Annotated in this window: 17 protein-coding genes; 8 read left to right on the top strand and 9 right to left on the bottom strand. The window is 55.2% G+C overall.

Annotation, left to right across the window (positions count from 1 at the left end; translation table 11 throughout):
- Window position 1: 1 nt before the first annotated feature.
- A complete protein-coding gene (locus TH5_RS02770) occupies window positions 2-898 on the bottom strand; it encodes a sterol desaturase family protein (RefSeq protein WP_244204801.1) in 897 nt (298 codons plus the stop codon).
- A 103-nt stretch (window positions 899-1,001) separates the two neighbouring features.
- Here TH5_RS02770 and TH5_RS02765 point away from each other — a divergent pair, with 103 nt between their 5' ends.
- The 4 genes from TH5_RS02765 (at window position 1,002) to TH5_RS02750 (ending at window position 6,457) form a co-directional block, all read left to right on the top strand.
- Window positions 1,002-2,030: a M23 family metallopeptidase gene (locus tag TH5_RS02765; RefSeq protein WP_114120571.1), complete on the top strand. Its 1,029-nt coding sequence runs from the start codon at window positions 1,002-1,004 to the stop codon at window positions 2,028-2,030.
- 191 nt (window positions 2,031-2,221) lie between these two features.
- Complete coding sequence (locus TH5_RS02760) at window positions 2,222-4,645, top strand: bifunctional diguanylate cyclase/phosphodiesterase (RefSeq protein WP_114120570.1); 2,424 nt, start codon at window positions 2,222-2,224, stop codon at window positions 4,643-4,645.
- 543 nt (window positions 4,646-5,188) lie between these two features.
- The gene (locus TH5_RS02755; RefSeq protein ID WP_007090166.1) at window positions 5,189-5,515 is read left to right on the top strand and encodes a hypothetical protein; all 327 of its coding nucleotides are present in this window, start codon (window positions 5,189-5,191) and stop codon (window positions 5,513-5,515) included.
- A 78-nt stretch (window positions 5,516-5,593) separates the two neighbouring features.
- Entirely contained in the window at window positions 5,594-6,457 is an 864-nt protein-coding gene (locus TH5_RS02750) for an NUDIX hydrolase (RefSeq protein WP_114120709.1), read from the top strand.
- Window positions 6,458-6,500: 43 nt separating this feature from the next.
- On the opposite strand, the gene TH5_RS02745 is transcribed toward TH5_RS02750, so the two are convergent.
- The 3 genes from TH5_RS02745 to TH5_RS02735 form a co-directional block, all read right to left on the bottom strand.
- A complete protein-coding gene (locus TH5_RS02745; RefSeq protein WP_114120569.1) occupies window positions 6,501-6,980 on the bottom strand; it encodes a hypothetical protein in 480 nt (159 codons plus the stop codon).
- A 119-nt stretch (window positions 6,981-7,099) separates the two neighbouring features.
- Window positions 7,100-7,561 (bottom strand): methylmalonyl-CoA mutase, encoded by a 462-nt coding sequence (locus TH5_RS02740; protein WP_114120568.1) that lies wholly within the window; start codon window positions 7,559-7,561, stop codon window positions 7,100-7,102.
- A 135-nt stretch (window positions 7,562-7,696) separates the two neighbouring features.
- Window positions 7,697-8,359 carry an NnrU family protein gene (locus tag TH5_RS02735; RefSeq protein ID WP_114120567.1) on the bottom strand — a complete coding sequence of 221 codons (663 nt, stop codon included), beginning with the start codon at window positions 8,357-8,359 and terminating at the stop codon, window positions 7,697-7,699.
- Window positions 8,360-8,583: 224 nt separating this feature from the next.
- On the opposite strand from TH5_RS02735, the gene TH5_RS02730 reads away from it, so the two are divergent.
- Complete coding sequence (locus TH5_RS02730; RefSeq protein WP_114120566.1) at window positions 8,584-9,024, top strand: GcrA family cell cycle regulator; 441 nt, start codon at window positions 8,584-8,586, stop codon at window positions 9,022-9,024.
- Between the two features lie 96 nt (window positions 9,025-9,120).
- On the opposite strand, the gene TH5_RS02725 is transcribed toward TH5_RS02730, so the two are convergent.
- Together TH5_RS02725 and TH5_RS02720 are read right to left on the bottom strand one after the other, a co-directional pair.
- Complete coding sequence (locus TH5_RS02725; protein ID WP_114120565.1) at window positions 9,121-11,103, bottom strand: bifunctional 2',3'-cyclic-nucleotide 2'-phosphodiesterase/3'-nucleotidase; 1,983 nt, start codon at window positions 11,101-11,103, stop codon at window positions 9,121-9,123.
- A 167-nt stretch (window positions 11,104-11,270) separates the two neighbouring features.
- A complete protein-coding gene (locus TH5_RS02720; protein WP_114120564.1) occupies window positions 11,271-12,557 on the bottom strand; it encodes an MFS transporter in 1,287 nt (428 codons plus the stop codon).
- A 138-nt stretch (window positions 12,558-12,695) separates the two neighbouring features.
- Between TH5_RS02720 and TH5_RS02715 the strand changes: the two genes are divergently transcribed.
- The 3 genes from TH5_RS02715 (at window position 12,696) to TH5_RS02705 (ending at window position 15,037) form a co-directional block, all read left to right on the top strand.
- The gene (locus TH5_RS02715) at window positions 12,696-13,487 is read left to right on the top strand and encodes an AraC family transcriptional regulator (protein ID WP_114120563.1); all 792 of its coding nucleotides are present in this window, start codon (window positions 12,696-12,698) and stop codon (window positions 13,485-13,487) included.
- Window positions 13,488-13,516: 29 nt separating this feature from the next.
- Complete coding sequence (locus TH5_RS02710) at window positions 13,517-13,876, top strand: GFA family protein (protein WP_114120562.1); 360 nt, start codon at window positions 13,517-13,519, stop codon at window positions 13,874-13,876.
- A 231-nt stretch (window positions 13,877-14,107) separates the two neighbouring features.
- Window positions 14,108-15,037 (top strand): DMT family transporter, encoded by a 930-nt coding sequence (locus TH5_RS02705; protein ID WP_114120708.1) that lies wholly within the window; start codon window positions 14,108-14,110, stop codon window positions 15,035-15,037.
- 25 nt (window positions 15,038-15,062) lie between these two features.
- On the opposite strand, the gene TH5_RS02700 is transcribed toward TH5_RS02705, so the two are convergent.
- The 3 genes from TH5_RS02700 to TH5_RS02690 all read right to left on the bottom strand — a co-directional run bounded on the left by TH5_RS02700 (window position 15,063) and on the right by TH5_RS02690 (window position 18,525).
- Window positions 15,063-15,953, bottom strand: coding sequence for a ketopantoate reductase family protein (locus TH5_RS02700; protein WP_114120561.1), 891 nt, complete (start codon window positions 15,951-15,953; stop codon window positions 15,063-15,065).
- 82 nt (window positions 15,954-16,035) lie between these two features.
- The gene (locus TH5_RS02695) at window positions 16,036-17,259 is read right to left on the bottom strand and encodes a CaiB/BaiF CoA transferase family protein (RefSeq protein ID WP_114120707.1); all 1,224 of its coding nucleotides are present in this window, start codon (window positions 17,257-17,259) and stop codon (window positions 16,036-16,038) included.
- Window positions 17,260-17,334: 75 nt separating this feature from the next.
- Window positions 17,335-18,525, bottom strand: coding sequence for an acyl-CoA dehydrogenase (locus TH5_RS02690; RefSeq protein WP_114120560.1), 1,191 nt, complete (start codon window positions 18,523-18,525; stop codon window positions 17,335-17,337).
- Window positions 18,526-18,635: the final 110 nt, after the last annotated feature.

Below are 18,635 nucleotides of genomic sequence, written 5' to 3'. Positions count from 1 at the left end.
ATCAAGACCGGCGAAATGGCATCCACAACACCGCCCAAAGGCTTTGGCTGCGTTTGTCGCGAAAATCTTCAAGTCCGATCTGCATGTCATGATCATTGGTTTGCGTGTGATCGACATAGCTGGCAAACAGCCGATCCCACACCGACAGGATATTTCCGTAATTGCTGTTGGTTTCACGCATCAGGCTGGAATGATGGACCCGGTGCATATCGGGCGTTACAATCAATCGGCGCAATAACCGGTCAAACCCGCCAGGCAAATGAACATTGCCGTGATTAAACAGCGCAAACCCGCTTAGCATGCTTTCATAAATCACCACCGCCCATGGATCCGCCCCCAGCAGGATCACAAAAGCCGATTTATAAATCGCTGATGCTACAATTTCGAACGGATGGAACCGAACGGCGGTCGAGACATCAAATTCGATATCGCAATGATGCACCCGATGAAACCGCCAAAAAAACGGCACGATATGCGTAAGGCGGTGCTGCCAGTATATCACACAATCAAGTGCAACGATTGCAATCAAGCCGCCAAGCCATGCGGGTAGGCCAATCAGATTCTCGGCTTGATTGATCACACCCCAATCCTGCTGCCCGGCCAGAACAGCCGCAGCAATCATCGCCGCACCGACGGTAAACCGGCTGAGCGCAGCCCCCATCAACAGCAAACCGAAATTGGTCAGCCAACGCCCCGGATTGCGAAGCCCGCCAGCCGGACGATAGGGTACGAATGCCTCCCAGATTGTCATGATGACAAGGATGGCGGCAAAGATGCCCAACCTTAAAAGCCCGGCCTGTTGATCCATCATGTTCCTGCCAAATGCCATGGTGGTGGTGGCGACTGTGTCTTTATGGTCATAGTCGATGATATTGAAACAATACAGTACCTTGCCCATCGCAAGTCCATCACCATTATGTTAGATGAAGGATGTGTGACGAAGCAGTCCTGTCATAAGCGGTTTCAAAACCGGCGGCACAGGGCACCGGCAGGAGGATTTGATGGGGCAGGCGACAGGACGTATTGCGGCAGTTTTATTCGGGGTTCTGATCCTCGTGCCGTTCGCGACCATCGCCCGTGCTGATGGCCCGCCTTTTGATCTGCCGGTTGATTGCCCGTATGGCCAGTGTGATGTGGTCCATTATGTCGACCATGATCCCGGCCCTGAAATTCGTGATTTTGCGTGTGGTACAACCACCTATGAAGGTCATCGCGGCACCGATTTTTCCATTCCCGACGAAGCCACCATGATTGGCGGGGTCGCGGTCAACGCGGTCGCCGCCGGCACCGTGATCGCAACCCGTGACGGGGTCGAGGATATCGACGCAGGTCGACTGGTCGGGGATGCGCTTAAGGGGATTGAATGCGGCAACGGCATTCTGATCAACCATGAAGATGGCTGGCAAAGCCAGTATTGTCATCTGCGCCGCGGATCGCTAGCGGTAAAAAAAGGCGATACGGTCGAACGCGGCCAGACAATCGGGTTGATCGGCATGTCCGGGCAGGCCACCTTCCCGCATCTGCATTTCAACCTGCGCAAGGATAACCAGCTGATCGATCCGTTCAGCGGCACGCCAATGGGCGCCGTCGCCCCACAGGACTGCAACGCCAATAACGCCATTCTCTGGACCGAAGCCGCACAGGAACAGATGTCCTATCGCGCCATAACGCTTTATGCGTCGGGATTTTCGTCGGCCAAACCCAATGCCACCGATATCAAGCGCGGTTATGGCAAAAGCAGCGAACTGCCTGCCTCAAGCCCCGGCCTGTTTTTCTGGGCCTATCTGATTGGGGCGGCCAATGGCGATGTCATCCGCTTGCGTATGGATGGCCCGAACGGCATCGGCGGCCATCGTGATTTCACCATCAATGTTGAAAATGATAACGGCCCGCGCGCCAAGTGGTTTTACGTCAATATCAACCGCCCCGGTGATCGTTGGCCCGCAGGTACCTATCGCGGCGAGGTAACCTTTACCCGACCGGGGCAACTGGCTCGAGAAATCGGCATCACCGACCTCGTCATTCGCTAGGCGGAACATTTAATTCATTTGTCTTCAAGTCTGGTTGCGCGTGTGCGTCGTACCTATGTTTCATAGTAGCATTAAAAAAACGCACGCTCGACAGGTTCATGATCATGATAACCAGAATTACATTAGATAATCTCTTTGTAAGCTGATATTTAACGATCATCCCCCACGACAGATTTCCGAACGGCGAGTGGATGTACAGAGTTCTCGATTGCCTGACCACACAGCATGACCCGTGGCTGGTTCTGATTGCCGTCCTATTGTGCCTTGGCGGGGTACATACGGCATTTAACCTTTATAGCCGCGCATGCGTTGGACGCCTTCAGCAAAAACTGAGCTGGCTGTTCCTGACCGGTGTGGTTACCGGTTGTGCAATCTGGGCCACCCATTTCGTTGCAATGCTGGCCTACGATCCGGTTTTGCCGGTTGGCTATAATCCCGGCCTGACCATCCTGTCGCTTTTGATTGCGATTGTTGCAACCTTCATCGGCTTTACCATTCCCGGAATCGCGACACAAAACCTTGTTCCGGCACGTCTGGTCGGTGGTCTTGTCGTTGGACTGGGTATCTCGGCAATGCATTTCACCGGGATGGCTGCAATGCGTGTTCCAGGTGTCATAAGCTGGCACATGGACATTGTCTTCGCGGCCATTCTGATGGGGGCTGCATTTGGTATGATCACGCTGCTGATTGCGGGAAAGGCACAGACGGGGCGTGAAAAGACCTATGGCAAAATCGGGCTGACCATTGCCATTGTCACCATGCATTTCAGCGCCATGGGCGCATTGATCATTACTCCGGATCCGACCATCCCCGTCCCGGCACAGATCATTTCACAAAGCAGTCTGGCGCTTGCCGTTGCCATGGTTGCCACCCTTGTCATCGGGATTGGCTTTGTCATGGCGATGATTGACCGGCAATTGCGCGAAAATGCGTCAGCGCGGATGCGCATCTTTGGCGATTCCGCGATCGAGGCACTGGTAATGACCCAGAACGGTATTATCGTTGATGCCAATCACAGCTTCCTGAAGATGATCAAGGGCGAAACAGCAACAATATCGGGTGTCAATTTTATCGATACATGGCTGCCAGATACCTCTCCGGCATTCCGCGACGGGGCCGAACATTACATCGAAACCAGTCTGGCGCTCAGTCCCGGCCATACGATCCCGGTTGAAGTTATTCGCCGCGATCTGCCCGCCGACGAATTTTCCGAAGATGCGGTGATTTATGCCCTTCGCGATTTGCGCGAACGTTACGAAGCGGAACGCCATATCCGCTATCTGGCGGAACATGACGCCCTGACCAAGCTTCTGAACCGGGCAACTTTCCATGATCGTCTTGCGCTGGCACTCGAACAGTCGCGCGTCACCGGAAATCCGGTTTCGGTTCTATGTATCGATCTTGATCATTTTAAGGAACTGAACGACACCTATGGCCATATCGCAGGTGATCATGCGCTTCGTGAAGTCGGCGAACGGATCGGCAAACTGATCGAGGATAACGTGATTTTTGCCCGTGTCGGCGGGGATGAATTCGTTGCCCTGATCATGCATGACAATCCCAACCCGGCCACCATGATCGCAACCGCACAGAACAAGGCACAGGCGCTTCTTGATTGTCTGAGCGTTCCCGTGTTTATCAATCCCGGCAATTCGGCCCGGATCGCTGCGAGTGTCGGCATCGCGCATTTCCCTGATGATGGCGATGATATCGAAAGTATCATGTTCCACGCGGATCTGGCGATGTACCGAGTCAAACAGGGCGGCGGCAATCATCTGGTATTCTTCTCGCCGGAAATGGATGATGAATACCGTTACAAACGTCAGCTTTCCGGTGCTCTTCGCCATGCCATGGATGAAAATGCACTCGAACTGCATTATCAGCCCCAATGCAACGCCCACAGCAGCAAGATCATTGGTTTCGAGGCATTGCTGCGCTGGCATCACCCCGAACTCGGCCAGGTACCGCCATCGCGCTTCATCCCGATTGCCGAGGAAACCGGCCTGATCAATCCGCTTGGTGAATGGGTTATGCGCAAGGCCTGCGAAGAGGCCGTAACCTGGACCAACCCGCTTGGTATCGCGGTCAATCTGTCTGCAGTTCAGTTGCAGAACCTTGATCTGGCCCAGACAGTCGCCGGTATCCTTGATGATACCGGGCTGGCTCCGGAACGGCTTGAGCTGGAAATCACCGAAACGGCCCTGATCCACAATGCTTCCCGTTCGCGGAAAATCCTGACCGAAATCAAGGCTCTTGGCGTTCGGATTGCGATGGATGATTTCGGGACCGGCTATTCGTCACTCGCAACCCTGCAAAACTTCCCGGTCGACCGTATCAAGATCGATCAATCCTTTATCGCACGGCTGATGGCAAGCGAACAGGCCGTGGCGATTGTCCGTGCCGTGATCAATCTGGGCCGCGACCTCAAACTCGAAGTTATCGCCGAAGGCGTCGAAACCGAGGATCAGGTCGCCTTCCTGACGGCCCATGATTGCGATGCGGTTCAGGGATACAAGTTCGGTCATCCCCGCCCGATTGCCGACTATCAAACCACCGTCAGCGGGACCAGCGTCGCGGCGCAGCATCGCAGTATCGTGGGAATCGGCAGCAACTGAGCCAGTCCGGCCTCCCGATTCTGATGTTTTTATGCGGTGCACCATCAACCCTTGGTTATTTGTGACCAAATTCGATACAGAAAAGCTGGCTTTTTCCATCAGGTTGAAAGTTTTTTGACGATTTTCAAAGGACAGCACTTGTATCGCGACCATATGCCTGCATATATTTCATCAGTGCGCCATGCGGTGCATTGAAAGATACCTGTCATAAGACGGAGTAAAAATGATGAATAAGCGCAAAGCCGTTGCTATCGCCGTTGCCCGTGAACAGCAGATTGCCCGTTCGATGGAAATCCTGTTTGCTGGTACCATTCTGGCTCTGATTGCATCGCTTCTGATCCTCTGATCTTTTTATAACGCGCTTCGTCATTTAATCGGCCGTTAGCCATCCGGGATAACGGCCCCGAACGTTCAAGAACATTTTCATGAACAACCGCCGCCTTTTCATCGTTGCCATTACGCGAATTACCAGCCCGGTGGTCTGAGGACCCCGGGACGTGTCTTTTCGCCTATTGGATACAATGAAAATGTGTGTGCATTGTCATGACCGATCATGCCTTTCTCGCGCCGCTTGAAAGCGCGCAGCCGACCAAATCCGTTTATTGTTTCGCCGTTCACGCCGCCGCAGAACCCGATGTGATGCCGCGTGTGCTTGAACTGTTTTCGAAACGCAATCTTGTCCCCGCCAGCTGGCATTCCACCGTCGCCGACAGCCATGCCGGTTTCAGCGAATTGCAGATCGATATCCAGATCCAGCAGCTTGAAACCAAAGTTGCCGAACATATCGCGCGCTGCCTGCGTCAGATCGTGCACGTGAATACGGTCCTGACCTCGGAAAAGGGATATTCCAACTCGGCACTTGGCGCTTAGGCCTTGGGCGCTTAGTCTGTTCGGGTGGCGGCGCTGCAACATGATCGTGTTGCAGCGCGCCCCAACCGGGAGCCCGCCTTGACCTATCTTGACCACATCAAAGCCTGCAACAACGCCAATCCGGCGCGTTATGTGCCGTTCCGCATCAACGGAATGTCGATGGGGGCGCTACGTCCGGACTTCGCCTCCGCCCTTGTATCGCTTGGGTCCGATTTTATGCGCGACGACAATGGTGAATTCTGTTTTGCGCCGCATATTGCAACCCTTGAGGACCGCAACCGCGTGCTTGATACCACGACCAGAGCATTGCGCGACAAGGGTGTGATCCGTCGCCTCCATGGTGAACGGTTCGATATCCGACCGACACTGGGCCATGATCCCCTATGCCAGCTTGACCGATCCGCCATGCCCTATTTCGGGTTCCGGTCCTGGGGCGTGCATATGAACGGTTATGTGCGCAAGGGCAACGACATCCATATGTGGGTTGCCCATCGCGCCAAGGACAAACCGACCTATCCCGGCATGCTTGATAACATGGTCGCCGGTGGTCAGCCCGCCGGTCTGGGCTTCCTTGAAAACATGATCAAGGAATGCGCCGAAGAAGCCGCCATTCCCGAAACCCTTGCCCGGCATCTGAAACCGGTCGGCACCATTTCCTATCTGTACGAAACCAACGAAGGGCTCAAACCCGACGTGATGGTCAATTACGATCTGGAACTACCCGCCGATTTCGTCCCGCAATGTGCCGATGGCGAGGTCGAGCGTTTTGAATTGTTGCCATTAGACGAGGTGGCCAAAATCGTTCGCGGCAGTTTCGATTTCAAATTCAACTGTGCGCTGGTAATCATCGATTTCCTTATCCGCCACGGCTTCCTGACCGCCGATAACGAGCCGGAATATTGCCAGCTCACGACGGGTCTTCATCGCAATATTTTCCACTAGGAGATTTGGATCGCTGTACGCGCAAAGAGATCGGTTACTACCATTACTGTTTGGTCGGTGGGCCGCCCATAAGCGCGCCGACCGCCATCAGGGTCAGCTTGGCACGCAGTTCCGGGTCAAGCTTGTCAAGGTCTTCCTGCTTGTTGCGCATCGCGCTGAGCGCCTCGGAAATCAGCTTGGCGCGCTGATCATCGGCGGCGGTCGGCATCCGGCTTTTCTTTTTGCCGACCTTGGCATCGGCTTCTTCCAGTGCCTTCAGGATCGCAGCCTGCGGATCACTTGATGATTCTGTCAGGGTCTCTGCCAGTGCCTGGGCCCGGGCCTCGTCAAAGGACATGCCGCTTTCCTGATATGCCATCGCACGGTCTTCGATCCTGCGTGCCTGTTTGGCCTGGGCTGCGGTGCGGACCGCCATATCGGGATCATTCAGTTGCAGGGACTGCGCATCGCTATAGGCCTTAAGGGCCTCCCGTCCGCGTTTTCCAACGAAAACGCGCAGCAGCGTCTCCTTTAGCATTCCCATTCATCATTCCCGCTATGGTTTGATTGGCTTTACCGCAAGGCAACCATTATGCCCCCAAAGGGTTTCAAAATCATTGCCTCAAATCCGCCGGAACGGGCCAGAACCACGATCCGGGTCCGTTATATATGTTGCGCAACCCGGTCTTCTTCAATCTCAAGGATGTAACCGACCAGCGCCTCGCAATCATCCGTTCCGAGATGTTCAAGATCAAAGACGAAATCAACATTGTCGCGCGCCGGGTCATCGGTTTTCCCGACGATGCCGAACTTGATATATTCCGCATCAAGTGCGGCCAGTGACGATATCACATCGGCCACCCCCACCCGGTCTTCTGCCGTCAGCGACAAACGGATCAGAACCAGAATATCGGCATCGCAATCAACCGCCTGACGGGCAATCGATTGTGCATCCGAATTTTTCGGTGCGATATCAACGTCAAACCCGCCATCGGCAAACAGGGTTGCGACATGCTTGTGATGGGATTCTTCCACCGACGATGCCGTCGCCAGAAGCAGTCTGGGGTGGCGGCCTTCCATCTCGGCAAAACGGGCAAGATTGGTCGCAAGTTCAGGAGACGTCATAACACCTCGCAGAAATAATCTGTCCGGGGCGGACAATTGGCGACCCAGTATCCCAATGATATTCCGGAACTTCAAGCATTGCCGAGAGTTTTTCTGCATCGCTTCGCGCAGGCTCAAGATGCCCGAAGTCGCCGGTCAGCCGCCAATTGCGGCTAACGGATCAACCCCGATCACGTGGGGATGGGCCCACAGGATGACGATATAAAGCCCGATCCCCAACACGATATCGCGCCAGCCAAACGCCCCCTCGGCAATTCCCATCAGGTCAAACCGCCGAGTCCCGTCAAGGATTGCCTTATATTCCGCATCTTCCATATGCCGGGCGCGGATTTTTTCCATTCGCCAGAACCCCGAAATGGCAAAAACTGTCGCCCCGCCAAAGAACATGAACGCCACCAGATCGCCATTGGGCAGGATATGACCAAGCCCCCACAACATCATGCCCAAAAGCAGCGGATGGCGAGTAAACCGGTTGATCCCTGGATGAGCAGGATCAAATCCTTTTTTTCGCCCGATCGACAGCGGACAGGGTTGAATAATCGCCGCTGCCCACAAAATACAGGCGGGCAGCATAAGCGTCAGCGTCACATGATTTTGCCAGATTTCGTAGGGCCACAGCGCAATGAAGTCTGCATGCTGCACTTCATAAATCACCCATCCCAACAGGAACAGCGACATGATCGAGAACGTTACGATATAGGCCGTATGACCGATCCTTGCCGTGATCGCGCCACGCAAAAGTCCGGGCACGATATGCCCCGCCATAAAGACCACAACCGAAACGAAAAACCATGTCAAATGACGATCTCCCCTTTACATTGACGCGCTGTCATGCAAATTGCGCATCTTTCCGCGTGCAGCAAACCGGTCGTCGACCTGACCCCGATTGGTCAAAAATGGCTAAGACCCTTGCGCCGCGTGATATTAGCGGATACCTCTGTATCCCTGTTTGACTTCGGACAATAAGCACCTGCCTATGGATTTTCCACCGGGCGGACAAAGAAACACGGAATATACTCGAAATGAGCTGGACGCCGGAAAAGATTGAATTGCTGACCTCGCTCTGGAATCAGGGCTGGACTACAGCACGCATCGGTGAAGAACTGGGCGTTGGCAAAAACGCCGTCGTCGGCAAGGCACACCGCCTTGGCCTGCCCAAGCGCCCCTCCCCGATCCAGCGCCGCGCCGAAGAGAGCGAGCCCAAAAAGGCACCCACCCCGAAAGTACAGAGCAAAGGCATCAGCATCTTTGATCTCGGTGCTGGCATGTGCCGCTGGCCGTTCGGTGACCCGGGCGATGAAGATTTCCATTTCTGCGGCAAGAAATCTGTGCCGAGCAAACCCTATTGTGACGAGCATTGCGCTGCCGCCTATCTGAACGGCAAAAACCCGCGCGAAGATGGCCCGCGGAACGTTCCGGGTCGCCCGAATGCACCGCATATGGCGCACGGCCCCAAAAAGTAACAGTTTGGCCGTCGCTGACCTTAACGGTCGTCGCGCCCGTCCAATTAAAAAGCCGCCCTCTTTCGATGGGCGGCTTTTTCTGTTTCGGACACAGTCCTATTTCGACTGAAGGACATATTGGGCAAAGCCCTTTTCGTCCTCGCCGACAAAGCTGATATTATCCGGCGCATTCAAAGCTGACGATGCCTTGGGACTGGTGACAAACGTAACCTTGGATGCCTCCCCGATGGGGGCCAGGCTCCAGTTGCCATCGGCCTTCGGATCGATTTCCTTTTCCTCAAGGATATAGTTCGCCAGAACCGTGCGGTTTTCATCCGGTGCTTCGATGATGATGGTTGAACCATCAAGACCCGGGAAATTGCCCCCGCCACCTGCACGGTAATTGTTGGTCGCCACGACAAAATCCTGATCCTCGGTAACCGGCTTGCCGTCATAGGTCAGATTGATGATGCGGTGCGCATCCTTGTTCACCACCTCGCCCGATGCGTTATAGCGCGCGGGCTGTGTCACATCGATCTGGTAATTGACCCCGTCGATGACATCAAAGTTATAGGTCGGGAATGTCTCGTTGATCAGCGGCTGTTCTTCGCTACTGTTCGGGTCGATCTGGTTGAACTGCACGGCCGACATCTCAAGCCATTCGCGGACCTGCGCCCCATTCAGCAACACCGCACGCAACGTATTGGGATAGATATAGAGATCAGCCACGTTCTTAAGCGCGATCTTTCCTTCGGGGATGTCGGTGAAATATTCCGGGCCACCGCGGCCACCGGCCTTGAACGGCGCACCCGCCGAAAGGATCGGCATACCGTCATATTCCGATCCCTTCAGAATACGTTCCAGATACCATTTCTGGGCATTGGTCACGATCTGGATTGACGGATCATCCGCCACCAGCGCAAAGAAGCTGTTGATCGGGGTAGCCGTCGTACCGACCCCTTCGCGCATATACGCAATGGTCGCCTCGTGTTCTTCCTTCACCGCCTCGATCACTTCCGGGTCGGCTTCGACCAACGGTGTGATATCGCGCCCTTCGCGGTGATAGATCGGACGTGCTTCCGAAAGGCTGTCGGTCACCTTCCATTCCCCGGCATCATTGACCGAAAGCGTCAGATCAATAACGCCAAGATGGCTTCCCCAAAAGCCCGGCATGACAGCGGCCACACCATTGATCGTCCCCTTGGCAAGGTCAACACCATCAATATCGGCATAGGTATCGGACGGGAATACCGTATGCGCATGGCCAAACAGAATGGCATCAATGCCGTCAACCTCACTCAGGTAGAAGGTCGCGTTTTCCTCCATGCCTTCGCGCGCCAGTGTCGACAGGCCGGAATGCGGCACCGCAATCACGATATCCGCACCCTTTTCACGCATTTCCGGTACATATTTTCTGGCCATGTCGACGATGTCTTTGGTCACGACATGCCCTTCGAGATTGGCCTTGTCCCACTGCATGATCTGCGGCGGGACGAACCCGATCACACCAACCTTCGCCTTGTGCTTTTTGCCGTCGCTATCGGTAAATTCACGATCAAGGATCACATAAGGCTGGAAATACGGTTTGTCATTTTCTGCATCAGCGTCACCGTCATCGGCAAAGACATTGGCACTGACATAGGGGAACTTGGCACCCGAAAGGCTTTTGCCCAGGAAATCGAGGCCATAGTTGAATTCATGATTGCCGATATTGGCCGCGTCATAGCCCAGAAGGTTCATCGCCTTGTAAACCGGGTGGACCTCGCCCTCTTTCAGGCCGTGGCGCTTGGCCATGTAATCGCCAAGCGGGTTGCCCTGGATCAGGTCGCCATTATCAATCAGAACGACATTTTCCGCTTCGCCCCGGGCATTTTTCAACAGGGTCGCGACCTTCGCCAGACCAACCGTGTCAGACTCGCCGTCGCGATAATAATCATAATTGACCAGATGCGTATGGATATCGGTGGTTTCCAGAATGCGCAGCGATACCGTGCTGTCGGCCAATGCCGTACCACTGGCAAGCGCCACGGTCAGGGATAAAACAGATCCTGCAAGGACACGACCGACAAAGGTGCGACTGATCGGACGAAAATGTGACATGTGACTGGTTCCTGTTGAAGCGATGCTCATGCTCGAATTTATTATTGTTCGTTTGGTCAGGTTTTGAAGATTTTGCGAAAATACCAAGGCAAACACAAATGAAAACACCCGCACAGGATGGCGGGCGTTTTCAGGATTGAAATTCTGCGCCAGGACGGAACCGCTTTCTACTCCGCCGGACGCAACATCGGCTGGTGGGATTTGTACCCCATCACCACCTCGTTCCCCGGTTCCGGATCGTGGGGCACATTCAGCGCCAGGATCAGAGAAACCGCTGCCATCGCCGCCCCAGACAGGAACACCGCCGATGGTGATATCAGCCACAACATCCCGAATGCCACCGGGATAAACACCGCGGCAATATGGTTGATCGTAAAGCTGACACCGGCCGTCGATGAAATATCGGCCGGATCGGCGATCTTCTGGAAATAGGTTTTGATCGCAATCGCCATCGCAAAGAACAGATGATCAATGACATAAAGCGCCCCGGCCAGCTTGTCGTTTTCGACAAAGGCGTAGGACACAAAAACAATGAACAGGCCGATATATTCAAATGTCAGCGCCTTGCGTTCACCCCACTTGCCGATCAGTTTCCCGATCTTGGGTGCCAGAACCATATTGATCGCATGGTTTAACAGGAAGAGAAGCGTGATGGTTGCGGCGTCATAACCAAACTTCTCGACCATCAGGAACCCGGCAAACACCGTGAAAATCTGGCGGCGCGCCCCACTCATGAAGGTCAGCGCGTAATAAAGCCAGTAACGTTTGCGCAGGATCAGCTTCTTGGTCTGCGGGTGGGCATCGGCAAATTTCGGAAACGCCATCCATGCAAACACGGCGGCGATAACCGTCAAGGCCCCGCCAAACAGATACACATACCGGTATTCGACATTCAGCAATTCCAGCATCGCCCAGACAATGCCAAACATTACAAGCGATGCGACCGATTTTGCCGAAAGCTGGCGGCCCATCACCATCGCGGTGCGTTCCTTTTTCACCCATTGCAACGACAATGCCTGCTGCATGGTTTCAAAATAATGGAACCCGATCGACATCAGGACCGTGGTGCAATAAAGCCCGACAACCGTGGGGAAATAGCCCGAAATCGCAACCCCGACACCCAGCACCAGAAGCGAAATCAGCGCAAAGGTCTGCTCGCGCAGGATGATCAGTACAAAAATCGCGGTAAAGGCCATAAAGCCCGGAATTTCACGTAAAGACTGTAAAATACCGATCTCGCGACCGGTAAAATCCGCCATCTCGACCGAAAAGTTGTTTAACAACGCCATCCATGTCGAAAATGACAACGGCATCGCAGCCGCCATGAAAATCAGTAACACTTCCGGGTTGCGCCATCCCTTGTGCGCAACAGCCGTAGCCGACAAATCAGGATTACCCGGCACTTCGATGGGGGCGGCGTGGGTACTTGTTTCTGGTGGCAAATCCTTGGACATGATGTTTCCCCGCACGGTACCGGTGGCAATCGGGGCGCGTGCATTTATGTGTTTGGTTGGAATAGCTTCAAACTATCGTTGTGGGCCCCGTCTGTCTTACGATAATCTGCCATCATGTGTCGCAAACAGGACATTCTCATGGATGGATCACGGGATATCTCGAAATACCCGCAACATTCCCGCCCCCGGCCAGACCGCCTGCCGCGTCCGGTTTATATCCGCATGAGCGACCTTCCCGCCGGTTACAGCATCGGCGCACATAGCCACGACTGGCATCAACTGATTTTTGCCATCGAAGGCACCATGACCGTCACCACGGAAGCCGGCATCTGGGTCGTCCCGCCCCAGCGCGCGGTTTGGGTGCCACCCGGTATCGAACATGCCGTTACTCATGCCACCTTTTCGCGTGCGCGCCATGTTTATATCGATAAAGATGCGCCGGTCGATTTGCCTGATCGCTGCACGGTGCTGGAAGTAAGTCCGCTTCTGCGTGAACTGATCCGGGCCGCGACCGAAATCCCGATTGAATATGACGAAGCCGGTTCGGATGGTCGGCTGATCCGTGTGCTGCTTGATCAGCTTAAGCCACCGAAAAACGACAACCTGCATCTGCCCGCCCCCAAGGACCTGCGTCTGGCGCGTATTTGCGAACAGTTGCAGGCCAATCCTTCTGATAACCGGACCCTTGATGAATGGTCACGTGATTGCGGTGCATCGTCGCGCACACTGGCCCGCCTTTTTCAGCGTGAAACCGGCATGCCGTTTCGCGACTGGCGGCAAAAGCTGCGCCTGCTTTACGCGCTTGAAAAACTGGCCCATCATCGACCGGTTACCGAGGTCGCCCTCGATCTTGGTTATGAAAACACCTCGGCCTTTATCGCAATGTTTCGCAAGGCCACCGGCAAAACACCAGGTGGATATTACCGGTAACAAAAAACCAAATCAGCAGGAGGACACGCATGAGCGAGAAATCATATACCGGCGGCTGCCAGTGCGGTGCCGTGCGCTATGCGGTCGACAAACTTGATCTTGACCACACCATCACCTGCAATTGCTCGCGCTGCCAGAAACTTGGGTCGGTTCTGGCCTTCACCCCGCGCGATAATTTCGTACTGAAATCGGGCGAAAGCAATCTGACCGAATATCTGTTCAATGCGAAAAAGATCAGACACCAGTTCTGCAAGACCTGCGGCATCCAAAGCTTCGCTTATGGCGAAATGCCCAACGGTGCCAAAATGGCCGCGATCAATGTCAATTGCCTTGACGATGTCGACCCGCGCAGCCTGACCCCGCATCATGTTGACGGCAAAACTCACTAACAATGCCAAAGGCACTGACGCATAACCTTCATTCCCGTGAAAGCGCGAACCTAGGCGACGACGCAGGAACACATAACAAATTGTTTTGGCGACTGCGCGCGGTTCCTAAAACCGACCACTGAGTTTCGCTCTACCCTGATATGAAAAAAACTCAGTATTTCATACGACTTATTCAGGGTACTGCTTGATAAGCGGGACATCCTTCCCGCCAAATGCAGGATGATCCCGAAAATGGGCAGTGTATGGTCCGGGATCGGCTTGCGGCTTGCCGCCACCGGTCTGTTTGCAGTGATGAGTTTGTTTGTCCGTCTGGCCTCGTTCGAGGCACCGGTCGGCCAAATCATGTTCTGGCGAAGCTCTGTCGCCCTGATTCCCATCGTCCTGTATCTGATGTGGCGACGCCAGTTTCCGCGCGGCCTTCGCACCGCCCGGCCGTTCGGACACCTGAAACGCAGTACGTTCGGCCTTGTGTCGATGTTCTTTTCATTCCTGTCACTGGCCTATCTGCCACTTGCCCTTGCCACCGCACTCGGCTTCCTGGCACCACTTCTGGTGTTGCCGGTCGCGATGATCATGTTACGCGAAAAGCCCGGTATGGCGGTCTTTACTGCGACCTTTGCCGGGTTTGGTGGCGTGTTTCTGATGCTATGGCCTACATTCTCGACACCGGGCATTGATACCGGCGTTCTGATCGGCATCGGAGCCGGGCTTGCCATGGCAGTCACCACCGCCTTTGCCAAGGTCCAGATCAAGGCCCTGACCAGCACGGAATCCGCTGGCACCATCGCATTTTATTTTGCCGTGATCTGCTCGCTTGGCGGTTTGCTAACCCTGCCGTTCGGCTGGGCCGATCCGTCACCGGAAATCCTGATGTGGTTGATCGGGGCCGGGCTTACCGGGGGGCTTGCCCATATCTTCATGACCGAGGCACTGGCACGCGCCCCCGCTTCGACGCTCGCGGCATTCGAATATACCGCGATGATCTGGGCCCTGCTGCTTGATGTCACGGTGTTTGGCCTGCTGCCCGAACCGGTTTCCCTGTTCGGTGCCTTCCTGATCGTGCTGGCGGCGGCCATTGTGATGTTTGGCGACAGGATCGGCGTGCCGGTCCCCAAACCGGATATTGCCGCCGTCCAGACACAGAGCAAGCCTGGGGAATAATCTTCTCACCCTTGGAAAGCCGGGGTCATTCCCGGCGTTCGCGCAACTTCGTCATTGCGTGAAGGGCCAGATTGGTCGGCGTTGGAATGCCAAGTTCCGCACCCTTGCGCACAATATAACCGTTCAGGAAATCGATCTCGCTGGTTTTGCCGCGCGCCAGATCCTGCGCGGTGGATGAATATTGCCCCGGCATGGTTTCGGCGATCTTTTTGATCGCGCCCCAGACGTCACCCGGTACCGTCACCCCGCACCCCTTGGCAACCGTAAGACATTCATCAACCGCATTGCGCATGACATCCCAAATGCCTTCGCCCTGCACCAGCGCGCCATAGGGCATCTGCGATATTGCCGATAACGCGTTATAGGCACAGTTCAAAATCATCTTGGCCCAAAGTGCACCTTCAGCATTTTCCGAAATCTCGACCGGGATATGCGCCGGGCGCAGCGTTTGGGCAACTTTTTCACTTTGCGGAGACGTGCCGATCACCAGTTCGCCACGACCATGATGTTTGACATGTCCCGGCCCTTCCATGCTGGTCGCGACATAAACGACTGTCGGGATCACCGGCAATCCGATCACAGCCGACAACCGTTCAGCATTATCAACCCCGTTCTGAAGGCTCATAACGATGGTATCCGGGGCCAGAAACGGCTTGATCTGCGCCCCGGCATCATTGGTATCGGTCGATTTGACGCAGAACAGGACAAGACCGGCGCCGGCAATCGCGCTGGCGTCCGAACTGGCATTCATTTCAATATACTGCTGTGCTCCACCAAACTCCAAAAGCAGTCCGTCGCGATTGACGGCATCGACATGGGCAGGCCGCCCGATCAGGGTCACATCATGCCCGGCACGCGCCAGCATCGCCCCGTAATAACAGCCAACGGCCCCCGCCCCCATCACCGCGATTTTCATGTCCGGTATCCTGTCCTGAATGAATATTCCCTGCCGATACCTTTTCATACCGGCAGGCATTCTGCCAAGCAGGAAGGTGGCATCAGATAATCCCGGCTTCGCGCAATTTGGCAATCTGTGCGTCGCTCAGGTCCGCGACCTTGCGCAGGATTTCATCACTATGCTGGCCCAGCATCGGCGGGGCGGTTTCGCCGGCAATCGGCGTTTTGGAAAACTTGATCGGATTGGCAACCGTCGGCACCTTGCCCGCCGTTGGATGATCAAGATACCGCACTGTATCGCGATGTTTGACCTGCGGGTTATCAAACACCCGATCCAGTGTATTGATCGGGCCACACGGCACATTGGCCGTTTCAAGAATGGCGATCCAGTCGTCGGTGGATTTCATTACCATTGCCTGACGGATTTGCGGTACCAGCGTTTCACGATTGGCTACGCGTGAACGGTTGGTGGCATATCGTGCGTCATCGGGCAAATGTCCGATACCTGCAACATTGCAGAAACTTCTGAACTGGCTGTCATTACCGACCGCCAGGATAATGTAACCATCCGCCGTCGGGAACGCTTCATAGGGCACGATATTGGGATGCGCATTGCCAAGTCGCCCCGGGGCCTTGCCGGTTGTCAGGAAATTCATCGCCTGATTGGCAAGGATCGCGGTCTGCACATCCAGCAATGCCAGATCGACATGCTGTCCCTCGCCGGTGGCATCGCGGTGACGAAGGGCCGCCAGAATACCAATCGTCGCATAAAGCCCGGTAAAGATATCGGCAACCGCCACCCCGACCTTCATCGGCTGGCCGCCCGGTTCCTGATCCGGGGCACCGGTGATGCTCATAAGCCCGCCCATCGCCTGGATCATGAAATCATAACCCGGCCGGTCCTTATAGGGGCCATCCTGCCCGAAGCCGGTGATCGAACAATAGACGATCTTGGGATTGATTTCCGATAGCGATGCGTAATCCAGCCGGTATTTGGCAAGGCCACCAACCTTGAAATTCTCGATCACCACATCGCATTCGGCGGCAAGCCTGTGCAGGATTTCCTGCCCCTCGGGCTTGGTCATGTCAATCGTCAGCGACTTTTTGCCACGATTGGCCGACAGGTAATAAGCGGCTTCGCTGGTATCGTTACCTGTAACGTCCTTGGCATAGGGCGGCCCCCAGCCACGGGTATCGTCGCCCGCACCCGGACGTTCGATCTTGATCACCTCGGCACCCATATCGGCCAGTGTCTGACTGGCCCAAGGCCCCGCCAAGACACGCGAAAGATCAAGCACACGAAGTCCAGAAAGCGCGCTGGTCATCATTCCATCCCGGGATCGTCGTCAAAAAGGAAAAAGGGCGGCACCAAAGATCTGTGCCGCCCGTCATCTTCGTTCTCAGCCCTCGGCACTGAACGCCTGAATGCCGGTCTGGGCACGGCCAAGGATAAGGGCATGCACATCATGCGTACCTTCATAGGTATTGACCGCTTCAAGGTTCATCGCATGACGGATGACATGGAATTCATCGGCAATGCCGTTGCCGCCATGCATGTCACGGGCAACACGCGCGATATCAAGCGCCTTGCCGCAGTTATTGCGTTTCATCAGCGAAATCGCCTCGGGTGCGGCGGTTCCGGCATCCAGCATCCGGCCAAGCTGAAGCGCGCCCTGCAGACCAAGGGTGATTTCGGTCTGCATGTTCGCCAGTTTCAGCTGGATCAGCTGATTGGCGGCCAACGGACGGCCGAACTGTTTGCGATCAAGGGTATATTGACGTGCTGCATGCCAGCAGAATTCAGCAGCCCCCATCGCACCCCATGAAATGCCGTAACGTGCCTTGTTCAAGCAGCCGAACGGCCCGCCAAGGCCCTTGGCATTTGGCAGCATGTTTTCCGCCGGGACAAAGACGTTATCCATAACGATCTCGCCGGTGATCGACGCACGCAGCGAAAACTTGCCTTCGATCTTTGGCGCGCTCAGCCCTTTCATGCCCTTTTCAAGGATGAAACCGCGAATGACACCTTCGTCATCCTTGCCCCAGACAACGAATACATCGGCGATCGGGCTGTTGGTGATCCACATTTTCGATCCCGATAGGGTGAAACCGCCATCGGCCTTGCGGGCGCGGGTTTTCATGCCACCCGGATCAGACCCGTGGTCCGGCTCGGTCAAACCAAAACAGCCGACCCATTCGCCGGTTGCCAGTTTCGGCAGGTATTTCTTGCGCTGGTCCTCGCTGCCATAGGCATAGATCGGATGCATCACAAGCGAGCTTTGCACCGACATCGCTGAACGATAACCGCTATCGACGCGCTCAACTTCACGCGCAACAAGTCCATAGGCGACATGGTTGACACCTGGTCCGCCGTATTCCTCCGGGATGGTCGGGCCAAGCAGGCCAAGTTCGCCCATCTCGGTCATGATTTCGCGGTGGAAAATCTCGTGCCGGTTGGCTTCGAGAACACGGGTCTGCAGGTTTTCCTGACAATAGGCGCGCGCCGCGTCACGGATCATGCGTTCTTCTTCGCTCAGCTGATCTTCAATCAGCAGCGGGTCTTCCCAGTGAAAAGGTGCGCGGCTTGCCATCGTCCTGATCCCTTATGAAATTTTTGAAACCAAAGCAGGGATGACACCATAGAAGGGCGAGACGGCATCATCCCTGAAAGCTTATCGCTTCTGGGCTAAAGCTAGGCATT

The sequence above is a fragment of the Thalassospira xianhensis MCCC 1A02616 genome, assembly GCF_003326475.1.
GTDB lineage: Bacteria > Pseudomonadota > Alphaproteobacteria > Rhodospirillales > Thalassospiraceae > Thalassospira > Thalassospira xianhensis.
Note: the sequence above shows the minus strand (reverse complement) of the source record. Positions and strands in the feature narration are given on the sequence as shown.